Origin of the sequence: Rhodanobacter sp. 7MK24 (genome assembly GCF_014842995.1) — a bacterium.
Classification (GTDB): domain Bacteria; phylum Pseudomonadota; class Gammaproteobacteria; order Xanthomonadales; family Rhodanobacteraceae; genus Rhodanobacter_A.
Map to the genome: position 1 here is coordinate 506,258 of NZ_JACYXL010000001.1, position 18,876 is coordinate 525,133.

Annotated in this window: 24 protein-coding genes; 10 read left to right on the forward strand and 14 right to left on the reverse strand. The window is 65.6% G+C overall.

What is annotated here, in order from left to right:
* Positions 1–164 precede the first annotated feature (164 nt).
* The 5 genes from IHE49_RS02315 to IHE49_RS02335 all read right to left on the reverse strand — a co-directional run bounded on the left by IHE49_RS02315 (position 165) and on the right by IHE49_RS02335 (position 3,554).
* On the reverse strand, positions 165–1,382 hold the full coding sequence (locus IHE49_RS02315) for a DegT/DnrJ/EryC1/StrS family aminotransferase (RefSeq protein ID WP_192154531.1): 1,218 nt from the start codon (positions 1,380–1,382) through the stop codon (positions 165–167).
* A 13-nt stretch (positions 1,383–1,395) separates the two neighbouring features.
* Positions 1,396–1,797 carry an EamA family transporter gene (locus tag IHE49_RS02320; protein ID WP_192154533.1) on the reverse strand — a complete coding sequence of 134 codons (402 nt, stop codon included), beginning with the start codon at positions 1,795–1,797 and terminating at the stop codon, positions 1,396–1,398.
* Positions 1,794–2,168, reverse strand: a complete 375-nt coding sequence (locus IHE49_RS02325; RefSeq protein WP_192154535.1) for an EamA family transporter — start codon at positions 2,166–2,168, stop codon at positions 1,794–1,796. Before IHE49_RS02325 ends, IHE49_RS02320 begins: the two co-directional genes overlap by 4 nt.
* A gap of 1 nt (position 2,169) precedes the next feature.
* Complete coding sequence (locus IHE49_RS02330; RefSeq protein WP_192154537.1) at positions 2,170–3,006, reverse strand: alpha/beta fold hydrolase; 837 nt, start codon at positions 3,004–3,006, stop codon at positions 2,170–2,172.
* A 158-nt stretch (positions 3,007–3,164) separates the two neighbouring features.
* Positions 3,165–3,554 carry a cytochrome c gene (locus IHE49_RS02335; protein ID WP_192154539.1) on the reverse strand — a complete coding sequence of 130 codons (390 nt, stop codon included), beginning with the start codon at positions 3,552–3,554 and terminating at the stop codon, positions 3,165–3,167.
* 80 nt (positions 3,555–3,634) lie between these two features.
* Between IHE49_RS02335 and IHE49_RS02340 the strand changes: the two genes are divergently transcribed.
* Entirely contained in the window at positions 3,635–4,429 is a 795-nt protein-coding gene (locus IHE49_RS02340; RefSeq protein WP_192154541.1) for a tRNA threonylcarbamoyladenosine dehydratase, read from the forward strand.
* Between the two features lie 23 nt (positions 4,430–4,452).
* On the opposite strand, the gene IHE49_RS02345 is transcribed toward IHE49_RS02340, so the two are convergent.
* The 4 genes from IHE49_RS02345 to gluQRS all read right to left on the reverse strand — a co-directional run bounded on the left by IHE49_RS02345 (position 4,453) and on the right by gluQRS (position 8,107).
* Positions 4,453–4,965 (reverse strand): GNAT family N-acetyltransferase, encoded by a 513-nt coding sequence (locus tag IHE49_RS02345; protein WP_192154543.1) that lies wholly within the window; start codon positions 4,963–4,965, stop codon positions 4,453–4,455.
* A 27-nt stretch (positions 4,966–4,992) separates the two neighbouring features.
* Complete coding sequence (locus IHE49_RS02350; protein WP_343227523.1) at positions 4,993–6,342, reverse strand: diguanylate cyclase; 1,350 nt, start codon at positions 6,340–6,342, stop codon at positions 4,993–4,995.
* A 78-nt stretch (positions 6,343–6,420) separates the two neighbouring features.
* The gene (locus tag IHE49_RS02355; protein WP_192154545.1) at positions 6,421–7,161 is read right to left on the reverse strand and encodes a beta-ketoacyl-ACP reductase; all 741 of its coding nucleotides are present in this window, start codon (positions 7,159–7,161) and stop codon (positions 6,421–6,423) included.
* A gap of 82 nt (positions 7,162–7,243) precedes the next feature.
* Positions 7,244–8,107 (reverse strand): tRNA glutamyl-Q(34) synthetase GluQRS, encoded by an 864-nt coding sequence (gene gluQRS / locus IHE49_RS02360; RefSeq protein ID WP_192154547.1) that lies wholly within the window; start codon positions 8,105–8,107, stop codon positions 7,244–7,246.
* 116 nt (positions 8,108–8,223) lie between these two features.
* On the opposite strand from gluQRS, the gene htpX reads away from it, so the two are divergent.
* The 3 genes from htpX to htpG all read left to right on the forward strand — a co-directional run bounded on the left by htpX (position 8,224) and on the right by htpG (position 11,359).
* Positions 8,224–9,126 carry a protease HtpX gene (htpX, locus tag IHE49_RS02365; RefSeq protein WP_192154549.1) on the forward strand — a complete coding sequence of 301 codons (903 nt, stop codon included), beginning with the start codon at positions 8,224–8,226 and terminating at the stop codon, positions 9,124–9,126.
* Between the two features lie 46 nt (positions 9,127–9,172).
* Entirely contained in the window at positions 9,173–9,379 is a 207-nt protein-coding gene (locus tag IHE49_RS02370; RefSeq protein ID WP_192154551.1) for a hypothetical protein, read from the forward strand.
* A gap of 96 nt (positions 9,380–9,475) precedes the next feature.
* The gene (gene htpG / locus IHE49_RS02375) at positions 9,476–11,359 is read left to right on the forward strand and encodes a molecular chaperone HtpG (protein ID WP_192154553.1); all 1,884 of its coding nucleotides are present in this window, start codon (positions 9,476–9,478) and stop codon (positions 11,357–11,359) included.
* A 116-nt stretch (positions 11,360–11,475) separates the two neighbouring features.
* On the opposite strand, the gene IHE49_RS02380 is transcribed toward htpG, so the two are convergent.
* Positions 11,476–12,069, reverse strand: coding sequence for a hypothetical protein (locus IHE49_RS02380; RefSeq protein ID WP_225578105.1), 594 nt, complete (start codon positions 12,067–12,069; stop codon positions 11,476–11,478).
* 107 nt (positions 12,070–12,176) lie between these two features.
* Positions 12,177–12,494, reverse strand: coding sequence for a 2-hydroxyacyl-CoA dehydratase (locus IHE49_RS02385; protein ID WP_192154555.1), 318 nt, complete (start codon positions 12,492–12,494; stop codon positions 12,177–12,179).
* Between the two features lie 120 nt (positions 12,495–12,614).
* Here IHE49_RS02385 and IHE49_RS02390 point away from each other — a divergent pair, with 120 nt between their 5' ends.
* Complete coding sequence (locus IHE49_RS02390; RefSeq protein ID WP_192154557.1) at positions 12,615–13,520, forward strand: AEC family transporter; 906 nt, start codon at positions 12,615–12,617, stop codon at positions 13,518–13,520.
* On the opposite strand, the gene IHE49_RS02395 is transcribed toward IHE49_RS02390, so the two are convergent.
* The gene (locus IHE49_RS02395; RefSeq protein ID WP_225578106.1) at positions 13,517–14,149 is read right to left on the reverse strand and encodes a trimeric intracellular cation channel family protein; all 633 of its coding nucleotides are present in this window, start codon (positions 14,147–14,149) and stop codon (positions 13,517–13,519) included. The two genes, IHE49_RS02390 and IHE49_RS02395, sit on opposite strands and share 4 nt — an antisense overlap.
* 28 nt (positions 14,150–14,177) lie before the next feature.
* Between IHE49_RS02395 and IHE49_RS02400 the strand changes: the two genes are divergently transcribed.
* Positions 14,178–14,594 (forward strand): RNA-binding S4 domain-containing protein, encoded by a 417-nt coding sequence (locus IHE49_RS02400; RefSeq protein ID WP_225578107.1) that lies wholly within the window; start codon positions 14,178–14,180, stop codon positions 14,592–14,594.
* A 114-nt stretch (positions 14,595–14,708) separates the two neighbouring features.
* The gene (locus tag IHE49_RS02405; RefSeq protein ID WP_192154559.1) at positions 14,709–15,257 is read left to right on the forward strand and encodes a response regulator; all 549 of its coding nucleotides are present in this window, start codon (positions 14,709–14,711) and stop codon (positions 15,255–15,257) included.
* A 139-nt stretch (positions 15,258–15,396) separates the two neighbouring features.
* Here IHE49_RS02405 and IHE49_RS02410 read toward each other — a convergent pair whose 3' ends face one another.
* Together IHE49_RS02410 and IHE49_RS02415 are read right to left on the reverse strand one after the other, a co-directional pair.
* Positions 15,397–15,747: a hypothetical protein gene (locus IHE49_RS02410; protein ID WP_192154561.1), complete on the reverse strand. Its 351-nt coding sequence runs from the start codon at positions 15,745–15,747 to the stop codon at positions 15,397–15,399.
* A gap of 511 nt (positions 15,748–16,258) precedes the next feature.
* Positions 16,259–16,849, reverse strand: a complete 591-nt coding sequence (locus tag IHE49_RS02415) for a TetR/AcrR family transcriptional regulator (RefSeq protein WP_192154563.1) — start codon at positions 16,847–16,849, stop codon at positions 16,259–16,261.
* Positions 16,850–16,956: 107 nt separating this feature from the next.
* Between IHE49_RS02415 and IHE49_RS02420 the strand changes: the two genes are divergently transcribed.
* The 3 genes from IHE49_RS02420 (at position 16,957) to IHE49_RS02430 (ending at position 18,862) form a co-directional block, all read left to right on the forward strand.
* A complete protein-coding gene (locus IHE49_RS02420) occupies positions 16,957–17,592 on the forward strand; it encodes a glutathione S-transferase family protein (protein WP_192154565.1) in 636 nt (211 codons plus the stop codon).
* A gap of 28 nt (positions 17,593–17,620) precedes the next feature.
* Positions 17,621–18,205, forward strand: coding sequence for a dihydrofolate reductase family protein (locus tag IHE49_RS02425; RefSeq protein WP_192154567.1), 585 nt, complete (start codon positions 17,621–17,623; stop codon positions 18,203–18,205).
* A 78-nt stretch (positions 18,206–18,283) separates the two neighbouring features.
* Complete coding sequence (locus IHE49_RS02430) at positions 18,284–18,862, forward strand: response regulator (protein ID WP_192154568.1); 579 nt, start codon at positions 18,284–18,286, stop codon at positions 18,860–18,862.
* Positions 18,863–18,876: the final 14 nt, after the last annotated feature.

Here is an 18,876-nt window from a genome sequence, read left to right on the forward strand (position 1 = left end):
GTGATGGCTTTTGGCTTCTGCCCACCATTCCTGCGCAGGCCGGAATCCAGCGACCACGTGGCATGCAATGGCCGTGGCGGCAACTGGGTGACCTGCTTCGCTTTCCTGAGGCTCCCCGCGCCAGCGCCTGGGTTACGGGTAACCCCAAGGGGTCCTCAACAAGATCAGGCTTTGCGAAGCACCGTTTCCAACACGCCGCAGATCGCATCCATGTCCGACTCCGTGAGCCACGGGCTGTTGCCGATGGTGAGGCTGCGCGCGGCGAAATCGCGGGCGTTCGGCACATCGACCGCGGGCACGATGCCGCGCAGATAGGCGTAGTCGGGCAGGGCGTGGATGAACAGGCGGCTCACACCGAGGCCGGCTTGCCAGAGCTGTTCCAGCGCGGCGTCGCGGCGCCCCTGGTCGGGCAGCAGCAACATGAAGAACGGCCACGTGCCTTGCGCGCCGGCGGGGTCGTCCAGCACCTTGACGCCTGCAATGGCACGCAAGCGAGGCAGATAGCGCTGCGCACGCGCCGTGCATTGTTCGATGAAGGAAGGCAGCCGCGTGGCCGCATGCGCGCCGACGGCTTGCCGCCAACGGCCTACGGAGTGCAAAGGAAGCGGCAATGAAAAATCGTCGCCGACCGCGGCTACCGGATCGCCACGGCGCAGCGAACTGCGCAACGGATTGCCGTAGGCGAGGCGCAGGCCCCGTGGGCGGTACAGCGCGGCGTAGCCAAGCAGTTCTGCACTGCGGCGTAGTTCCCAGCCTGGCTTGAACGGGGCGATGCGCCTGGCGGTGCGCTGAAGGCGTTCGCGTAATTCGGGATCGCGTGCGACGAACAGGCCACCTTCGTAGATCGACAGCCCTTTGCCTGCAGCCAGGCTGAAGAAGCCGAGGTCGCCGGCAAGGCCCACGCTGTTGCCTTCGCGCCGCGCACCCAGTGCCTGCGCGGCATCCTCGATCACGAAGGCGCCGACGTTGTTGGCCACGGCCAGCGCGTCGTCCACGTCGGCCACGCGGCCGGCGAGGTGAGTGGGCAGGATCGCCAGCGTGCGCTCGTCGCAGGCTGCGCGCAGCGCATCCGGGTCCATGTCGTAATGGCCGGGGCGCAGGTCGCAGAGCACGGACTCCAGCCCGGCCTGATGCACGGCCATCGGCACCAATGGGCAGGTGTAGGCGGGCATCACCACGCGACGGCAGGCGGGCTTGAGTTCGCGCAGCGCGGCCAGTGCGATCAGCAATGCGGCGGTGCCGGAGCAGGTGAGCGCCAATGGCGGCGTGCCGAGCTGTGCGGCGACGTCGGTGGCCAGCGATGCCCTGCCGGGGCGCAGGTCGGCCAGCTTCAGCGGCAGGCCGGCGGTGGGTGGCAATTCGTGGCGGCGACGGGGCAACATGCGCGCGGCGGAGTCAGGCTTCGCCTTCTTCCGGCACGTGCTCGCGGCTCTCGGCGAAGCCGAGGCAGACGATGCCGGCGACGATGGCGATGGCGCCCAGCACGTGCGGCAGCCTGAGCGGCTCGTTGAACAGCCATATCGACAACAGCATCACCGATACCACTTCCAGGTGCGAGGCGGCGAAGGCGGGGCCGATGGGCGCGTGCTTGAGCAGGGTCATCCAGGTGAAGAAGGCTCCGACGTAGCCGATCACAGCGCCGTACACCCACGGCCTCCCGAACAGCCGCAACAGCCAGGCAGTGTTCGCTTCCACCGGCAGCGCGTGCATGCCGGCGTACTTGAAGCTGATGGCGCCGACCGAGTCGAACAGCACCAGCACCAGGAAGCCGATCAGGTAGAACCAGCCGCGCTTCATCCGCCGACTCCCACGATCGCCACGCCAAGCGTCACCAGCAGGATGCCGGCAACGCGCATGCGGGTGAGCTTTTCGCCGAACAGGAAGCGCCCGGCCACCATGATCGCCACGATATTGATCGAACCGAGCAGGATCGCTTCGGAGAGGGGAAGCAGCGAGAGGAAGGCGATCCAGATCAGGAATTCGATCACGTAGCTGGCGATGCCCAGCCAGATCCACGGTCGCCGTGCCATGTACAGCCAGCGTGCCAGCCCGTCGCCGGCATTGGGATCGCCGGCGGCTGCCTTGAAGGCGAGCTGGCCGCCGGTGTCGAGCACCACGTTCAACACCCACAGCAGGGCGATGAGCGGAGTGATGGAACCCGTCGGCATGTCAGGCGGCAACGCGCTGGCAGATGTCGGCCGCGGCGACGCGGTCGAAGAACGCGGCGGAACGCTCGATCAGGGTACGGCGTTCCTTGTCGATGGTGATCATGTGGTAGCTGTCATCCAGCAACAGCAGCTCGACCGGCGCGCTCACTTCGCGCATCACCAGTTCGGCGTTCTTGATGCTGGCCACGTCGTCCTCGCTGGCGTGTGCCACCAAACAGGGCGCGGTGACCTGCGAAAGCTGGCGGCGCACGGTGGCCGACAGCTCGTACATCTCGGCCAGCGAATACCACGGATTGCCCGGCAGCCCGGCGGCGGCGCTGTCGCCGCCCAGCATCGCCGCACTGACCTGCGCGCGCAGGCGCTCGTCGCGGATGCCGTAGGGCGGCTGTTCCATGAAGCTGCGGTTGCGGCCGATGCCGAGCTTCTTCAGCAGCGGCAGCAGGAAGGACATGCGCGCCGTGCGCGGGATGCTCCAGCCGTCATAGCGGAAGGTGGCGCCGTACACGCCCACGCCGGCGATCTGATCGGGGCGGTCGGCGGCGAGCTTGAGCGAGAGCAGGGCGCCCATCGACAGGCCGCCCACGAACAGGTGGTCGACCTTTTCGCGCAGCGCGTCTGCCGCGCGCTCCACGCTGGCGTACCAGTCGTGCCAGCCGGTGGCGAGCAGGTCGTCAGCGTTGCCGCAGTGGCCGGCCAGCTGCATGCCGTGCACGGTGTAGCCGGCGCGGTTCAGCCCCTTGCCCAGCAGCTTCATCTCCATCGGCGTGCCGGTGAGGCCGTGGATCAGCAGAACGCCGCTGCGGCCGCCTTCGAAGAAGAAATCGGTCTGTTGGATCACGTGGGGTACCCGGGAAAAGTCAGGCCGCAGTGGCGGCATTTCACGGATAAAGGGTGGCAGCAGGCGGTTTCTTCAGTCTTTCGGGGGCAGCTCTTCACCAGCAACGACGCGTTTCTTGGGGGGCTTGCCGGGCCCCTTGTCACTTCGCGAAAAGTGCTTCAGCGGTATTTCTGGTGGCAGCTCTGGCAAGCCTCGCCCACCGGCTTGAGCGCCGTGGCCAGCGATGCGCAGGTAGCGGGTGCGGCGGCGACGGCCTGCTGGAGGGTCGTCTGCAGCTTGTTCGCGGCGTCGGTGAAGCCCTGGTCGGCGATGCCGAACGTGGGCACGATGTCGGTGGCCGTGGACTGCAGGCGCAGCAGATGCAGCTGGATTTTCGCCGCGTCGCACTGCTGCGATTTCATCGCCTGCTTCAATTCGCCAGCGTGGTAGCCCAGCGTGTGCATCACCGCCTTGGGCATGGGGTTGCGCGCAGCGAGCGCATTCATCACTTGGGACGTGCCGATCACGCCGATGGCGAGGCCGAGCAGGATCAGGAGCGCTGCACGCATTGCGGTAATCCTTGATTGGGAGGGGCGAGCATAACCCGGCCGGCGATAGAATCTCGCGTCTCGCAGCAAGGTCACGCCCCATGAGCGACATCGCATTCCCCCACGAACGTTTCGCCGGCGTCGAGCGCCTGTACGGCATCGGCAGTGTGGCGAAGCTGGCGCAGCGCCACGTTTGCGTGGTGGGCGTAGGTGGCGTGGGGTCGTGGGCGGCCGAGGCGCTGGCGCGCACCGGAGTGGGGCGACTCACCTTGATCGATGCCGACGAGGTCTGCGTATCCAACACCAACCGCCAGATGCATGCGCTGGATGGCGAGTTCGGCAAGCCCAAGGTGGGCGTGATGGCCGCGCGGCTGCATGCGATCAATCCGGCCTTGCGACTGGAAGGCATCGAGCGCTTTCTCACCACCTCCACGCTGGACGAGCTGCTGGACCGCGGTTACGACGCGGTGCTGGACGCCTGCGACGCCTTCCGCGTGAAGCTGGAGATGATCGCGTGGTGCCGCCGTCGCAAGCTGCCCATCGTCAGCGTGGGCTCGGCCGGAGGGCGCACCGATCCCACGCAGATCCGCGTGCGCGACCTCTCGCGCACCGAACACGACGCGATGTTCAGCCTGATCCGCAAGAAGCTCCGCACCGACTTCGGCTTTCCGCGCAACCCGGATCGCTACTTCGGCGTGTCGGCGGTCTATTCGCTGCAGAACGTGCAATACCCGCAGCCCGACGGCACCGTGTGCGGCAATCGCCCGCCCGGCGGCGACGCGTTGAACCTCGCCTGCGGCGGCGGCCTGGGCGCGGCGACGCACGTCACCGGCGCGTTCGCATTCGCGGCGGTGGGCAAGGTGATCGAGAAGCTGCTGGCGGAACACGAGGCCTGATCCGCGCTGCCACGGGCATTCCGTCAGGGAGCGTCGCTTCCGCCCGCCAGCCACTTGTACATGACGTGGGCGTCGACGAGGCCTGCCTGCGGATGGCGGAATGCCTTCGGCAACGTACCGACGATGTCGAAGCCTTGCTTCTGCCACAGGCGGACAGCGCTGCGGTTGGTCGACACCACGGAGTTGAACTGCATCGCCAGGAAGCCCAAGGCTACGGCCGTGGCCTGGGAGTGTTCGCACATCAGCGACGCGATGCCTTGGCCGCGCGCCGCCTTAGCTACCAGGTAGCCGCAGTTGCACACATGCGAACCGTGGCCTGGCTGGTTGGGCTTGATGTAGTACGAGCCGACGATGGCGCCGGATTCGTCGCAGGCCACGAAGGTGGCCAGGGGCAGCTTGATCCACAGGGCGAAGATTTCGTCCTCGCTGGCATCGGGCGGGAAGGTATAGGTGTCGCCCACCGCGAAGACGGCATGGAGCAGCGGCCACAGCAATGACCAATCGGATGCTTCGAAGGGGCGGATCGATACGGCCATGGCGATCAGGCGTCCGGTTCGTCGAAGTCAGCCCGGGATCGATTTGTCCGAGGCGTGGGTGCGGTTGCCGCCAGCCTTTTTGGCCCGATACATGGCGTGATCCGCGGCCTTGCCCAACTGCTCGCTGTTCTCGCCATCGAGCGGGAACGTAGCCACACCGATGCTGGCCGACATGCGGATCATCTGGCCTTGCAGCAGGAACGTCTGGGTCAGCGTGGTGCGGATCCGCTCCGCGATCTCAATGGCGTGCGCGGGCGCGGCCAACGCATCGAGCAGCACGACGAATTCGTCGCCGCCGATGCGCGCCGCGGTGTCGTGCTCGCGCAGGCAGCCGCGGATGCGGGCGGCGACTTCGCAAAGCAGCAGGTCGCCGACGGCATGGCCATGGAGGTCGTTGACCTGCTTGAAGCCGTCCAGATCGATATAGAGCAGGGCCGCCAATGTCTTCGCGCGCGCCGCACTCACCAGCGTGGCCTGCAGGCGGTTGTGGAACAAGGTGCGGTTGGGCAGGTCCGTCAGCGGATCGTGCAGGGCGAGGTGGTGCAGCTGGACCTGGTCCTGCTTGCGCTCGATTACGGTGCCCAGCTGGGTGGCGACGAACTCGAGCAGCTCGGTGTCGGCCTTGGTGTGGCTGCTTTCACCTTGGCGCTCCACGACCAGTGCGCCGATCGGGTTTTCCTTTGCGTACAGCGGCACGCCCAGCCAGTTCGAGCCGCCGGTGGTCGATTGCACGGCCTTGTTGCTGCGGATCACCTCGGCGGCAAGGTTCCCCGCGGTGGGGGGCGCCTCGCCGCCGCAGGCCGCATAGGGAACTTCCAGGCGACCATCCGCCGGGTTCCGCAAGGCGACGATGAAGCTGGTCATGGGCAGGATGCCACCGACGATCTGGTGCACTTGCCCGAAGACCGCAGGCAGGTCCTGCGCCGCGTGCGCCGTTTCGGAGATCGCGTGCAGCGCCAGGCGCATCGACTCGGCACGCTTGAGTTCGGTGATGTCGCGGGCAACGGCGATCCGCACACGGTCGACCTCGGACCAGCGTGCCGACCACATGATGTGCACAATCCGGCCGTCCTTGCGCACGTAGCGGTTCTGGAAATTGGACGCATGCTTGCCGTCCATGATTGCCGCCGCGGTGCGCAGGGTGACTTCGCGATCCTCGGGGTGCACCAGTTCGATCATGCGCCTGCCGATCACCTCGTCGGGGGCGTAGCCGAAGATGCGTTCGAAAGCGGCACTGACGAATACATAGTGCCCTTCTGCGTCAACGACACAGATGGCATCCAGCAGCAGGTCGAGGATTTTCCCCAGCGGGGCGGAGACAGGCGTTTCCATCAGGGTCCGGCGCGGCACGGCATTCGTGTCGGGATCGAGAAGCACGGGGCGTGCCATCGAATTGGCATTGCGCCTGGGCGAGGCAGGCCCAGCTGAATCTGCCTCGCCCAGTGAGTCTGGCGATCACCACCCCATGTAATGACCGCCGTTGATGGCAAGGTTCGCGCCAGTGATCCATGCCGCGTCGTCACCGGTGAAGAAGGCTACGGCGTGGGCGATTTCGTCGGGGCGGCCGAGGCGTCCCACCGGGATCTGCGCCACGATCTTCGCACGCACGTCCTCGGGCACGGCCATCACCATGTCGGTACCCACGTAGCCAGGCGAAACGGTGTTGACGGTGATGCCGAACTTGGCATTTTCTTGCGCCAGCGAGATGGTGAAGCCATGCATGCCGGCCTTGGCGGCGGCGTAGTTGGCCTGGCCGTACTGGCCCTTCTGGCCGTTGATGGAGCTGATCTGCACGATGCGGCCCCACTTGCGGTCACGCATGCTTTCGATCACCGGGCGGGTGACGTTGAAACAGGCGTTGAGGTTGGTGTTCAGCACTTCCGTCCACTGCTGGTAGCTCATCTTGTGGAAAGTGGTGTCGCGGGTGATGCCGGCGTTGTTGATCAGGATGTCCACCGGGCCGCATTTGCTTGTGATCTCCTGGATCATCGCCTCGCTGGAAGCGGGTTCGGAGACGTCGCCGGACACCATGCAGACGTCGATGCCGTCATCGGCCATGGCCTTGCGCCACGCTTCGGCTTTCTCCGCATTGCGGTAATTGGTGGCGACCCGATGCCCTTGTCGGGCGAGGTAGCGCACGATGGCGCTGCCGATGCCGCCGGTGCCGCCGGTGACCAAAGCCGTGCGTTGCGTCATGTCGAGTCTCCTTGGGGATGATGGCGGGCGCATGGCGCGCTGGTCGGCGACCGGCGTTGGCCCACCGAGGATTTATAACTGTTCAGATGACAAAGCAACCACTGCGTTGCCGCATATGGGTCGGATCGAAACGGGACAGGGCGGCAGCCAGCACTTCCGGCGCATCGGCGGCATCCGCCGGTACCAGCTGGCCGAGGAAGCCCAGTGCGCCGCGCAGTGCCGACAGCGGGTCGGCGGGATCGACCGGCAAGTCTTGCGTCGACTTGGACAGCTTGCGCCCCTGCGCATCCAGCGCCAGCGGCAGGTGCAAGTAGCGCGGCGTGGGCAGGCCCAGCAGCCGCTGCAGGTGGATCTGCCGCGGCGTGGAGTCGAGCAGGTCGCAGCCGCGCACCACGTCGGTGATGCCTTGGTACGCATCGTCCACCACGCAGGCGAGCTGGTAGGAATACAGGCCCTCGACACGGCGTATCACGAAGTCGCCCGCGGCTTCGCGCAGGTTCTGTCGTTGCGGGCCCTGCAGGGCGTCGTCGAAGGCGATGTCGATGTCCGGCGTGTGCAGCCGCCATGCGGGTTCGCGGCCTGAGTCGGGCGCGCTGGCGCAGCGGCCGTCCCGGTGCGGCCCGCTGGCGGCCAGTTCGCTGCGGCTGCACCAGCAGGGGAAGACCGCGCCGATCCTGCGCAGGCGGGCGAAGGCGTCGTCGTAGGCGGCCTTGCGTTGCGACTGCAACTGCACCGGCTCGTCCGCGACGAGGCCGAACGCAGGCAGCGCGTCGAGGATGGCGTTCGCCGAGCCGGGAACCTCGCGTGGCGGATCGATGTCTTCCATGCGCAACAGCCATTTGCCACCGGCATGCCGCGCGCACAGCCAACTGCCCACGGCGGCGACTAGCGAGCCGAAGTGCAGCTGGCCGGTGGGCGAGGGGGCGAAGCGTCCGCGGTAGTCCATCGCGGAAGTCTGCCCATCCGCGAGGCCGCTGGCGAGTGGTGGCGCCCGATGCTTGAAAACAGGCCACCACGCCTACACTCATCGCCAAGATCCTCGTGACTGCCAAAGAGACAGCCATGCGCCGCGTCATCCTGTTCCTCGGTACCAACCTCGCCGTACTGTTGCTGCTCGGCATCGTCTGCCACCTGTTCGGGGTGGATCAGATGGCCGCCACCCAAGGGCTTGGCGGCAGCACCGGTCTGCTGATCTATGCCGCGGTGTTCGGTATGGGCGGCGCCTTCATTTCGCTGGCCATGTCCAAGTGGATGGCCAAGATGACGACCGGTGCCCAGGTCATCGCGCAGCCGGCAAACGAAACCGAGCGCTGGTTGCTGGACACCGTACGCCAGCACGCGCAGAACGCCGGCATCGGCATGCCCGAAGTGGCGATCTACGACGCTCCGGAAATGAACGCGTTCGCTACCGGCATGACCAAGAACAGCGCCATGGTGGCGGTGAGCACCGGCCTGCTGCAGCAGATGGATCGCGAGCAGGTGGCTGCCGTGCTGGGCCACGAGGTCGGCCACGTCGCCAATGGCGACATGGTGACCATGACCCTGATCCAGGGCGTGTTGAATACCCTGGTGATCCTCGCCGCGCGCGTGGTCGGCCGGCTGGTGGACAGCTGGTTGTCCGGCGGTCGCGACGACAACCGCGGCGGCACGGGCATCGGCTATTTCGTTACCGTGATGGTGCTGCAGTTGGTGTTCGGCCTGTTCGCCTCGATGATCGTGATGGCCTTCTCGCGCTGGCGCGAATTCCACGCCGATGCCGCCGGCGCGAAGCTGGCCGGCCGCGGCGCGATGATCTCCGCGCTGCAGCGGCTGCAGGCCGACCACGGCGAAAACACCCTGCCCAAGACCCTGGCCGCGTTCGGCATCTCCGATCGCACGGGCAGCGGCTTGCAGCGTCTATTCCTGAGCCATCCGCCGCTGGACGAGCGCATCGCGGCGCTGCAGAACGCGACGCCGCACGCCTGATACTTGCCAGTCTGCCGTCCACATGGTGCCAGAAGGGGGGCGCGTCGTGAGTAAAGTCAAGACTTTGTTTGTTTGGGCCGGGGTCGCCCTTGTGGCGATTGGTGTGCGTGGGATCGTTGTCAAAAGCCTGACCGACGGATGGCGATTGGGTTCGAAAACCACCTACACGGGAATCGCTGCCGTCTGGGCGGGCATCGCCTACGTCGTCGGTGGATTGCTGTTCATCTGGCTTGGCATCAAGGTCTATGGATGACCGTCATGATGCCCGGCTCCTGCTGGCGACCTGCAACGTAACCACGTGAAAATCAGGTCGATATTCTTTAACGCTACTTTTTGAAATCCTGCCTCCATGACCACTACCGAAACCCGCAAATTCGAAGCCGAAGTCGCCCAGGTGCTGCACCTGGTCACCCATTCGCTGTACTCGCACAAGGAGATCTTCCTGCGCGAGCTGATCTCCAACGCCTCGGACGCCTGCGACAAGCTGCGCTTCGAGTCGCTGGGCAAGCCCGAACTGCTGGGTGGCGACAGCGAACTGCACATCGACGTGAGCTGGGACGAAGCCGCGCGCACCATCACCGTGCGCGACAACGGCATCGGCATGACGCGCGAGGAAGTGGTGGCGAACATCGGCACCATCGCCAGCTCGGGCACGCGTCGCTTCCTCGAGGCGATGAGCGGCGAGCAGAAGGCCGATGCTCGCCTGATCGGCCAGTTCGGCGTGGGCTTCTATTCCGCTTTCGTGGTGGCCGACAAGGTCACCGTGCTCACCCGTCGCGCCGATGCGCCGGCAGGCGAGGGCGTGAAGTGGGAAAGCGACGGCAAGGGCGAGTACGTGCTGGAGCAGGTCGAGCAGGCCGGGCGCGGCACGGCGGTGATCCTGCACCTCAAGGCCGACGAGGACGAGTTCCTCAAGGCCTGGCAGTTGAAGTCGCTGATCCGCAAGTATTCCGACCATGTGGCTTTCCCGATCCGCATGCCGAAGGACGAGTCCGACAAGAACGGGGACGGCAAGCCCACGGGCGAGTGGGAAACCGTCAACGACGCTTCCGCGCTGTGGACCAAGCCGAAGTCGGAGATCAGCGACGCGGACTACATCGGTTTCTACAAGTCGCTGGGCCACGACTTCAACGATCCGCTGGCCTGGACGCACAACCGCGTCGAAGGCAGCCAGAGCTTCACCACGCTGCTGTACATCCCCGAGCAACCGCCGTTCGACCTGATGATGGGCGGACGCGACGAGCGCAAAGGGCTGAAGCTCTACATCAAGCGCGTCTTCATCATGGACGCGGCCGAGGAGCTGCTGCCGAACTACCTGCGCTTCGTGCGCGGCGTGGTGGACGCCGATGATCTGCCGCTCAACGTCAGCCGCGAAATCCTGCAGCACAACCGCCAGCTGGAGCGGATCAAGGCCGCCTGCGTGAAGCGCGTGCTGGACCTGATCGAGAAGCTGGCCAAGGACGAGCCGGAAAAGTTCGTCACCTTCTGCAAGGCCTTCGGCAACACGCTGAAGGAAGGCATCAGCGAGGACGCGACGAACCGCGAGCGCATCGCCAAGTTGCTGCGCTTCGCCTCCACCAAAGGTGATGGCGCGAAACAGACGATATCGCTGGACGACTACATCGGCCGCATGGCGTTGGGTCAGGACGCGATCTGGTACATCACTGCCGACAGCTACGTCGCCGCCGCCGGCAGTCCGCAGCTCGAGGCGTTCCGCGCCAAGGGCATCGAAGTGCTGCTGATGTTCGACCGTATCGACGAATGGATGGTCGGCTACCTCGGCGAGTACGAAGGCAAGAAGCTGCGCAACGTCGCCAAGGGCGAGCTGCCGTTGGATGAGGCCGACAAGCAGAAACAGGAAGAAGCCACCAAGCAGGCCGAGCCGCTGCTCAAGAAGCTCAAGGAACTGCTCGGCGATCGCGTGGGCGACGTGAAGGTTTCAGCACGGCTCACCGACTCGCCCTCGTGCCTCGCGCTCAGCGATTACGAGATGGCCCCGCACCTTGCGCGCCTGTTGCGCGAAGCCGGACAGGAGTTGCCCGAGAGCAAGCCCACGCTGGAGATCAATCCGCAGCACGCTTTGCTCAAGCGCGTCGAGAGCGAAACGGACGAGGCGAAGGCTGGAGATCTGGCCACGTTGCTGCTGGAGCAGGCCGAGATCGCCGCTGGTGCGCAGTTGGCCGATCCCGCGGCTTTCGTGCAACGCATGAACCGGGTGCTGCTGAACGCCTGAGCGCGTGGAATTCCGCACAACAAAAAGCCCGTCGCTTGCGACGGGCTTTTTGTTGTGATCACCATCGTCTTGGCAGGTGCCCGAAATCGCCGCGTGCGATTCCTGCCTGCGCGGACTCACCGTGTATGGCTGGACTGCGACGAAGAAGAGGTGTTCGAAGTATTCGGGCTGTTGTAGGTCGCGTTCTGGACCGCCGGCGTGGCGGTGGGCGGCGAAGGCCGATTGCTGCCCCGGTAGTTTGGCTGGTAGCCGCCGTGGTAATGCTCCATAGGCATGAAGCGCCTGCCGCTCGGGAAGCGGTCGCGGCTGGCCAGCGCAAGACGGTCGCCGTCGAGATGCACCCAATACCAGCTGCCCGGCGGCACGAGTTTGGTCGAGACATAGGCGAAGTGGGCATTGTAACTGCCTGCGCCGTTCGGTTCGGCCTGCAGGGCCACGTTCATCACGAACTGGCTCGGTATCGGCTTGCCGTTTTTTCCGATAGCCGGGGCATGGATCATTTCGTCGAGATTCGCGTTCAACAGGCGCGTCATCGCGGGCGGCAGTTCGTAAGCAGGCGAGGCTTCGGTGACCTTGCCGTGGGCGTCCACCCGAACGAGCACCGGCTCGACCCGGTGGGGAAACCGGTTGAGGGACATCGAATCGTTGGCGATAGCTCCGGTGCTACCAAGAAGTGCGACGACTGCGACAGAAAGCAACTGCGTACGCATGTCCATCTCCTTGTGACAGTGAGTGTTTCCTATCTACGCCGCGTCCATGACGGGGTCAAGTGAAGGGAAATTCATGCCCGAGGTGACGTTGTGGCAACAGTGGTTGTTCAGGTTTCGACGGTCTTTCTGCGCCGTGGTTTCTTCTCTGTCGCAACCAGCAGCTGCTGCAGGTAAGCGATGCCTTCCTCCTCGGGAAAGAAGGCCACCACGTCGCCTACGCTCAGCTGGTAGCGCTCACGCAGGGCGAGGAACTCCTCGCGGGCGCGGGCGACGCGTGCAGCTTCCGCCGCCTTCTTGCCCAGGGGCTTGGCCTTCGGCTCGGGCTTGGCTTCGGGCTTTGGCTCGGCTTTTGGCTCGGGTTTGCCTTGGTCGAGCGCGGAAAGCTCGGCCTGGAACTGGCGGAAATCGTAAGGCTTGGAATTCATGATGCAGGCATGGTGGTGCGGAGATGGCTTATTTTCGCATGCCAACGCCTTGTACGACGGCCTTCCGGTGTTTGGCGGGATCCCGTCTAATGCGGTGCTGGTTCTTACGAAGCCTAGCCGATGAGTGCCCTGCTGCTGCTGTTCGTTTGTTTGGCCCTGGGCGCGGTGGTGCGTCGTCTCGCGCAGCCGCCGGCCGGGATCGTGCATGGCTTGAACTGGTGGGTGATCAACATCGCGCTGCCGGCGCTGGTGCTGGAACTGATCCCGGCGGTAAAACCCAATGTGCAACTGTGGTTTCCGGTGGTGGCGACCTGGGTGGCCTTCTTCGGCGCATGGCTGCTGTTCGCTTGGCTGGGGCGACGGTTGGGCTGGTCGCGCGGGCGCATCGGCGCGCTGGTACTGGTGTGCGGATTCGGCAACACCTCGTTCATGGGCTATCCGATGCTGCAGGCGTTGCATGGGCAGGCAGGGCTGGCGCTGGCCGTGGTGGCCGACCAGCTCGGCTGTTTCCCCTTGCTCGCCTCGGCCGGGGTGCTGGTGGCCGGCATATATGCGGGGCGTGCTGCCGAGCCATGGCAGGTCGTGCGCAGGATCTTGCTCTTCCCTGCCTTCCTCGCTTTGCTGGCGGGTGTGGTGGTCGGCTTGCTGGGCGGCTGGCCTGGTCCGCTCGCGGGCGTGCTCCATTCGCTTGGCGGCACGCTGACGCCCTTGGCGCTGTTCTCGGTGGGCCTGCAGTTCCGCTTGCAGGCGGTCCGCCACCAGCTTGGACCGCTGGTCTGCGGACTGGGCTGGAAACTGCTGCTGGCGCCAGCGTTGTGCTGGTTGCTGGGCGCGGCCGCGGGGGTGAGCGGTCTGGTGCTGACCACGGGCGTGTTGCAGGCCGCGATGGCGCCGATGATTTCCGCGGCCATCCTCGCCGACGAGCATGGATTGGATCCGGAGCTGGCGAACACCGTGTTGGGTGCCGGCATCGTGCTGTCGCTGCTCACGGTGCCGCTGATGAACCTGTGGTTGCCGGCAGGTTAACCGACGGGATGCAGCCGCGGCAGATGCCAACCCCAGAGCACCGCACCCATGCGCAGGCCAAGAATGACCAGCACGCCAGCGGTGATGGCCCAGCTTGACCGCAGACCGGCGGCTTTCAACAGCAGATAGACCACGATCCCGGCGACGGCTGCGCTGGCATAGATGTCCTGGCGGAAGATCAGGGGCACCTGCGCACTCATCATGTCGCGCAGCATGCCCCCGGCGGCACCGGTCATGGTGCCCATCAGCACCACCACGATGGGCGAGTGCCCGTCGGCCTCGGTCACCTGCGCGCCGCTGATGGCGAACAGGGCCAGGCCCAGCGCATCGGCCACCAGCAGGGCGTGGCTCAGCGGCGGCAGGCAGGCGCTCCAGAGCATGGAGAGCAGGGCGGCCGCCGCGATCACCACGAGATAGCGCGCATCGCGTATCCAGAAGATCGGATGGCGATTCAGCAACAGATCGCGCAGCGTGCCGCCGCCGATCGCCGTGATCGTCGCCAGTGCCAGCCCGCCCAGCAGATCCATGCCGGTGCGCGCTGCGGTCAGCGCGCCGCTGACCGCGAACACGGCGACGCCTGCCAGGTCCAGCAGATAGAGCAGCAAGCGTGAATTCCGACTGTCGGCCATGGCTGGGCTCCGCGGGGATCGGGCGATAATGCCATCGATGAAAGCCACCCATGCCGATGATCCGACCGAGATGCGCGCCGACGTGTGGCTGTGGGCCGCACGCTTCTTCAAGACGCGCAGCCTCGCCAAGCAGGCTATCGACGGCGGCAAGATCGACGTCAATGGCGGTGGCTGCAAACCGGCGAAGTCCTTGCGTGCGGGCGATCTGCTGAAGATCAGCCGCGGTGAGGAAAAGCTGGAAATCGAAGTGCTGGCCTTGGCCGACAAGCGTGGGCCGGCCAGTACGGCGCAGGCGTTGTACCGCGAGAGCGAGACGAGCCGCCTCGCGCGTGAGGCGCGGCATGAGCAACGTCGCCTGGTCGGCACGCAGGCGCCGCGTCAGCGGCCGGACAAGCACGCGCGCCGTGAACTGCGTCGCTTTAAAGACGACCCGGGCAGCTTTTGAGTCGTCCCTGAGCAGTGCATCGCAGATTGTGCGGAAACTCTGCCGCACCATGCGCGGCAATGTCGGTAGGCGCTCAAGCGCAATCCGACTCGGCGTAGCCAGGGGAGCATCGCAATGAACGGCATGGGTTTCTTCAAGCGTTGGCTGGGTGGTACCGGAGATTCGGCGCAACGGCCGGAAGTTCGGCGGCAGGCAACGCAGGGCATGCGCATGCTGGTGGTGGACGACTCGCCGACGATCTGCGCGGTGCTTGGCCGCATGCTGGAGCAGGACGGTTACGCGGTACAAAAGGCCGCCGACGGCGAACGCGCGCTGGAACTGGCCAGAGCCGAGGCGCCCGAGCTGATCTTCCTCGACATCGTGCTGCCGGGCATCAACGGCTTCGCCGTGCTGCGGGCGTTGCGCCACGATGCGCGCACCGCGCATATACCCATCGTGATGATCAGCGGCAATCCCCAGGCCACCGAGCAGTTCTACGCGCAACGCTTCGGCGCCGACGACTTCATCAAGAAGCCGTTCGGCCGCAACGACGTAACGAGCAGCATCGACCAGCTGGTCCGTTCGGGGCGGTTGCCGGCGCGCGACGTCGCATTCGAGCGGGCCGCCGCGCTAGACCTTCAGAAGGGCGTCCACGTGGCTGGTCTGGCCAGCCTGGCCACCTGACCGGCAACGCAGGTTTTGTCGACAGCGAAAAGCCCGGGGGACACAGGCCCCCGGGCTTTTTTTCCGACAGGTCACCGCCATTGCATTCCGGTCCGCCGCCCTTGCGGGCAACGGACCGGAATCAGGCGACGGCAGGGACTCAATGCTTCTGCTTGTAGATGTGGCGGCTGTCGCGGTTCTCGGAGCGGTTGAGGTTCTTCTGCTCCTGCTTGGTCAGGTGGCCATTGTGCTTGGCCTCGTCCACGCTTTCGCGGCGCGCGATGTTCGCATCATGGGATTCGTCGCGGGCGGCCTGCTTCTGCGTCATGGTGCCGTTCTTCAGGCCGTTGTTGATGCGGTTCTGCTGGTTGGTCAGGCGGTTGTTGACCTCGTTGACACGCGGGTGGCCCGGCACATCGGTCTGCGGGGTGGTCTGCGCCATCGCCTGGCCGGAAATCATGGCGGCGCCGATGACCAGGCCAAACAGGGCAATCTTCGACTTTGCATTCATGGCAATTTTTCCTTCGAGTGAGCGGATTTGCTGTAGTGGTATCCGCCGCTTCGCCGTTGCCGGGGAAAGCAGCACACATGCGTTGAGTGGGCCAGCATTTTCACTGTCTAGCCGATGGATTCCTCCCGCATCCTGCCCCATCGGGTGCCCTTGACTCACGCAGTTGCCGATAACGAGCCGCCGCCATCGGTGTTGACAGCCATTCCGGTGAAGATTTTGTTCGGTTCAGTTTGCGCATAGCTTTCGCTGTCTGTGTCTGTGTCTGTGTCGGTGACGGCAGGCGGCGAATGTCGCAGTGACCCTTCCATAAGAAGCCATTCGGTCACGCCGGAGCGCGGGGCGGCGTCGAGGCGTGGGTGGAGCCGGAACGGCTGTCGTGTCCGGTCGAAGTGAGGGCGCAGGCGGATTGCGATCCTTGCCTTGCCGGTGAGGTGCCCGGCATGGCGGCCTTAAGCGTTCCGGTGGCGCCGGCGAGCGGAGGAAGTCCGAGAAACCTGCGGCGCCGCGTGGTTCAGTCGATCAGGTCGTGTGCCGTGGCACGCGTTGCCGCACGTATTTCCTCGCGGAAAGCGTCGTCCTCGATGGTGCGTGCCAGCACCATGCCGCCGACGCACAGCGCAGCGAGGGCCAGTCCGTGCCGCCGAGCGACGTGTGCGTCGGCAGATGCATCGGCGCTCTGGGCAAACATGCCGGCCATGCGTTCCAGCAATCCGCGATAAGCGTGTTTCACGCCGGGGCTGGCGCGCGCCACGTCGGACGGCAGGGCGATCATCGGGCAGTGCCCCTCGATGTCGTCCAGGTGTTCGCGGGAGAGATAGACGTCGACCATCTGGCGGGCGAATGCCGTCCCGCACCGCCCCGAATCGAAGTTCAGCTCCGGCCAGCGATCGGCCGGGTTGAAGTCCTGGTAGGCCGCCACCGCTTCCACGAACAGTTCCTCCTTGGTGCGGAAGTGGTTGTAGAAGCCGCCGCGGGTGAGCTTGGCGCTGGCCATGATCTCGTCGATCGAGACCTCGGTGAAACCCTTGCGGTTGAACAGCACACGGGCGCACTCGACGATGCGTGAGCGGATCTGCTGCTTGTGTTCGGCGCTATATGGCATGGCGGTCTCCTCCGGTACCGGCACAGCGTAGCGCCGAGGCTGAATATGTTCTTGAACATATATAGATACGACGCAGACTGTGCTCCTCCATCACCGAGGAGCACCCCATGAAGCTGTACTACGCCGAGACCTTCAACCCTCGCCGAGCCTGTGCCGTGGCGCGGTATCTCGAATCGCCGGTCGACTATGTGCGTGTCGATCTCGCGCGCGGCGAGCACCGCCAGCCGCCGTATCTCGCGCTGAATCCGAACGGCAAGGTGCCGCTGCTGGTCGATGGCGAGCTGCACCTGTGGGAGGCGGACGCGATCATGGTGCATCTGGCGACGCTGGCCGGCTCGGACCTGTGGCCAACCGTTCCTACGCTGCAGGTCGAGGTGTTGCGCTGGCTGTCCTGGAACCAGGCGCACTTCCTGCGGCACGGCGGTGCGCTGTATTTCGAGCATCTGATCAAGCCCTGGCTGGGCCTGGGCGAACCCGATGCGGCCGCCGTGGCGGAGGCCGAGAAGTTCTTCCGGCATTTCGCGGCCGTCCTCGACGCGCACCTGGCCAAGCGCGAATGGCTGGTGGGCGACCGGCTCGGCGTGGCGGATTTCGCGGTTTCCACTCCGTTGGGCTGGGCGAAGGAAGCCCGCTTGCCGCTCGAGGGCTTCGAACATCTTGCGCGCTGGCATAGGCAGTTGCAGGCCATGCCGGCGTGGCGTGAACCCTTCCCGAGCACGACTGCCGTCGGCGCCGCGGCCTGATCCCATTCACATCATCCGGGTATCCATTATGCGCAGGCTCATTGCATTCGAAATGGTGACGCTGGACGGTTGTTACGCCCGCACGGACGGCGACTTCGGCTGGACCCACCGGCGGGAACGCGACGCGGAGTGGGATGCTTTCGTGCAGGGCAACGCAGGCAGTGGCGGTGAACTGGTGTTCGGGCGCGTCACCTATCAGATGATGGCGTCCTGGTGGCCCTCGTCAGCGGCGGCGCAGAACGAACCGCTGGTGGCCGAACGCATGAACGCGGTGCCGAAGTTCGTCTGCTCGCACACGCTGGATGAGGCCGAATGGAACAACACCACACTGCTGCAAGGCGATGCAGTGTCGCGACTGCAGACGCTCAAACGGGAACCCGGAGCAGACCTGGTGATCCTCGGTAGCGGCCGTTTGGTGGCTTCGCTGGGGCACGCCGGGCTGATCGACGAGTACCAGCTGGTGATCATCCCGATCGTACTGGGCCGCCCGGGGAGGTCGCTGTTCGGTGGTTTCGACGTCGCGATGGATCTGCGCCTCACCCAGTCGCGGCGTTTCGGTAACGGCAACATGCTGCTCTGCTACGAGCCGCAGGTACGCGCGGCGAAGCCTTGAGTCTGTTCGCTTGCGTCCGCCCGTGCCGACGCGGAAACTGCGTCGACGCGGGCGCCTTCGCCGGCGAAGGGGCAGGGGATGGCTGGTTTTGGTTTGTTCAAGCGGCTGGTTGGCAGCGAGCGTCGCCTCAGCGAGCCTCGCGTGCGTGCGCCGGTGGCCACCCGTGTGCTGGTGGTGGACGATTCCGCGACGATTCGCGCGGTGCTGGGCAAGATGCTCGCGCAGGACGGCTATGAGGTGCTCAAGGCCGAAGATGGCGAAGCCGCGCTGGCGCTGGCGCGGAGCGAGCAGCCGGCGTTGATTTTCCTCGACATCGTGTTGCCTGGCATGTCCGGCTTCGAGGTGTTGCGTACCCTGCGGCGCGAGGCCGCCACCCAGCATGTTCCCATCGTGATGATCAGCGGCAACGTGCAGGCTACCGAACAGTTCTACGTGCAGCGTTACGGCGCCGACGACTTCATGAAGAAGCCGTTCGGTCGCGAGGAAGTGTTCGAGCGCATTTGCCAATTGGTGGTGGCCGGGCGCCTGCCGGCGCGCACATCGACCACTGAGCCCGGGCTGCCGCACGGAGTGAGCCAGGCCGAATGGGATGCGATTCCCGATATCGCGATGCCGGACGAGGCGCACGCGGCGCCGCCGGCCCTTGGCAATTCATAGGCGCCTCGGGTCGC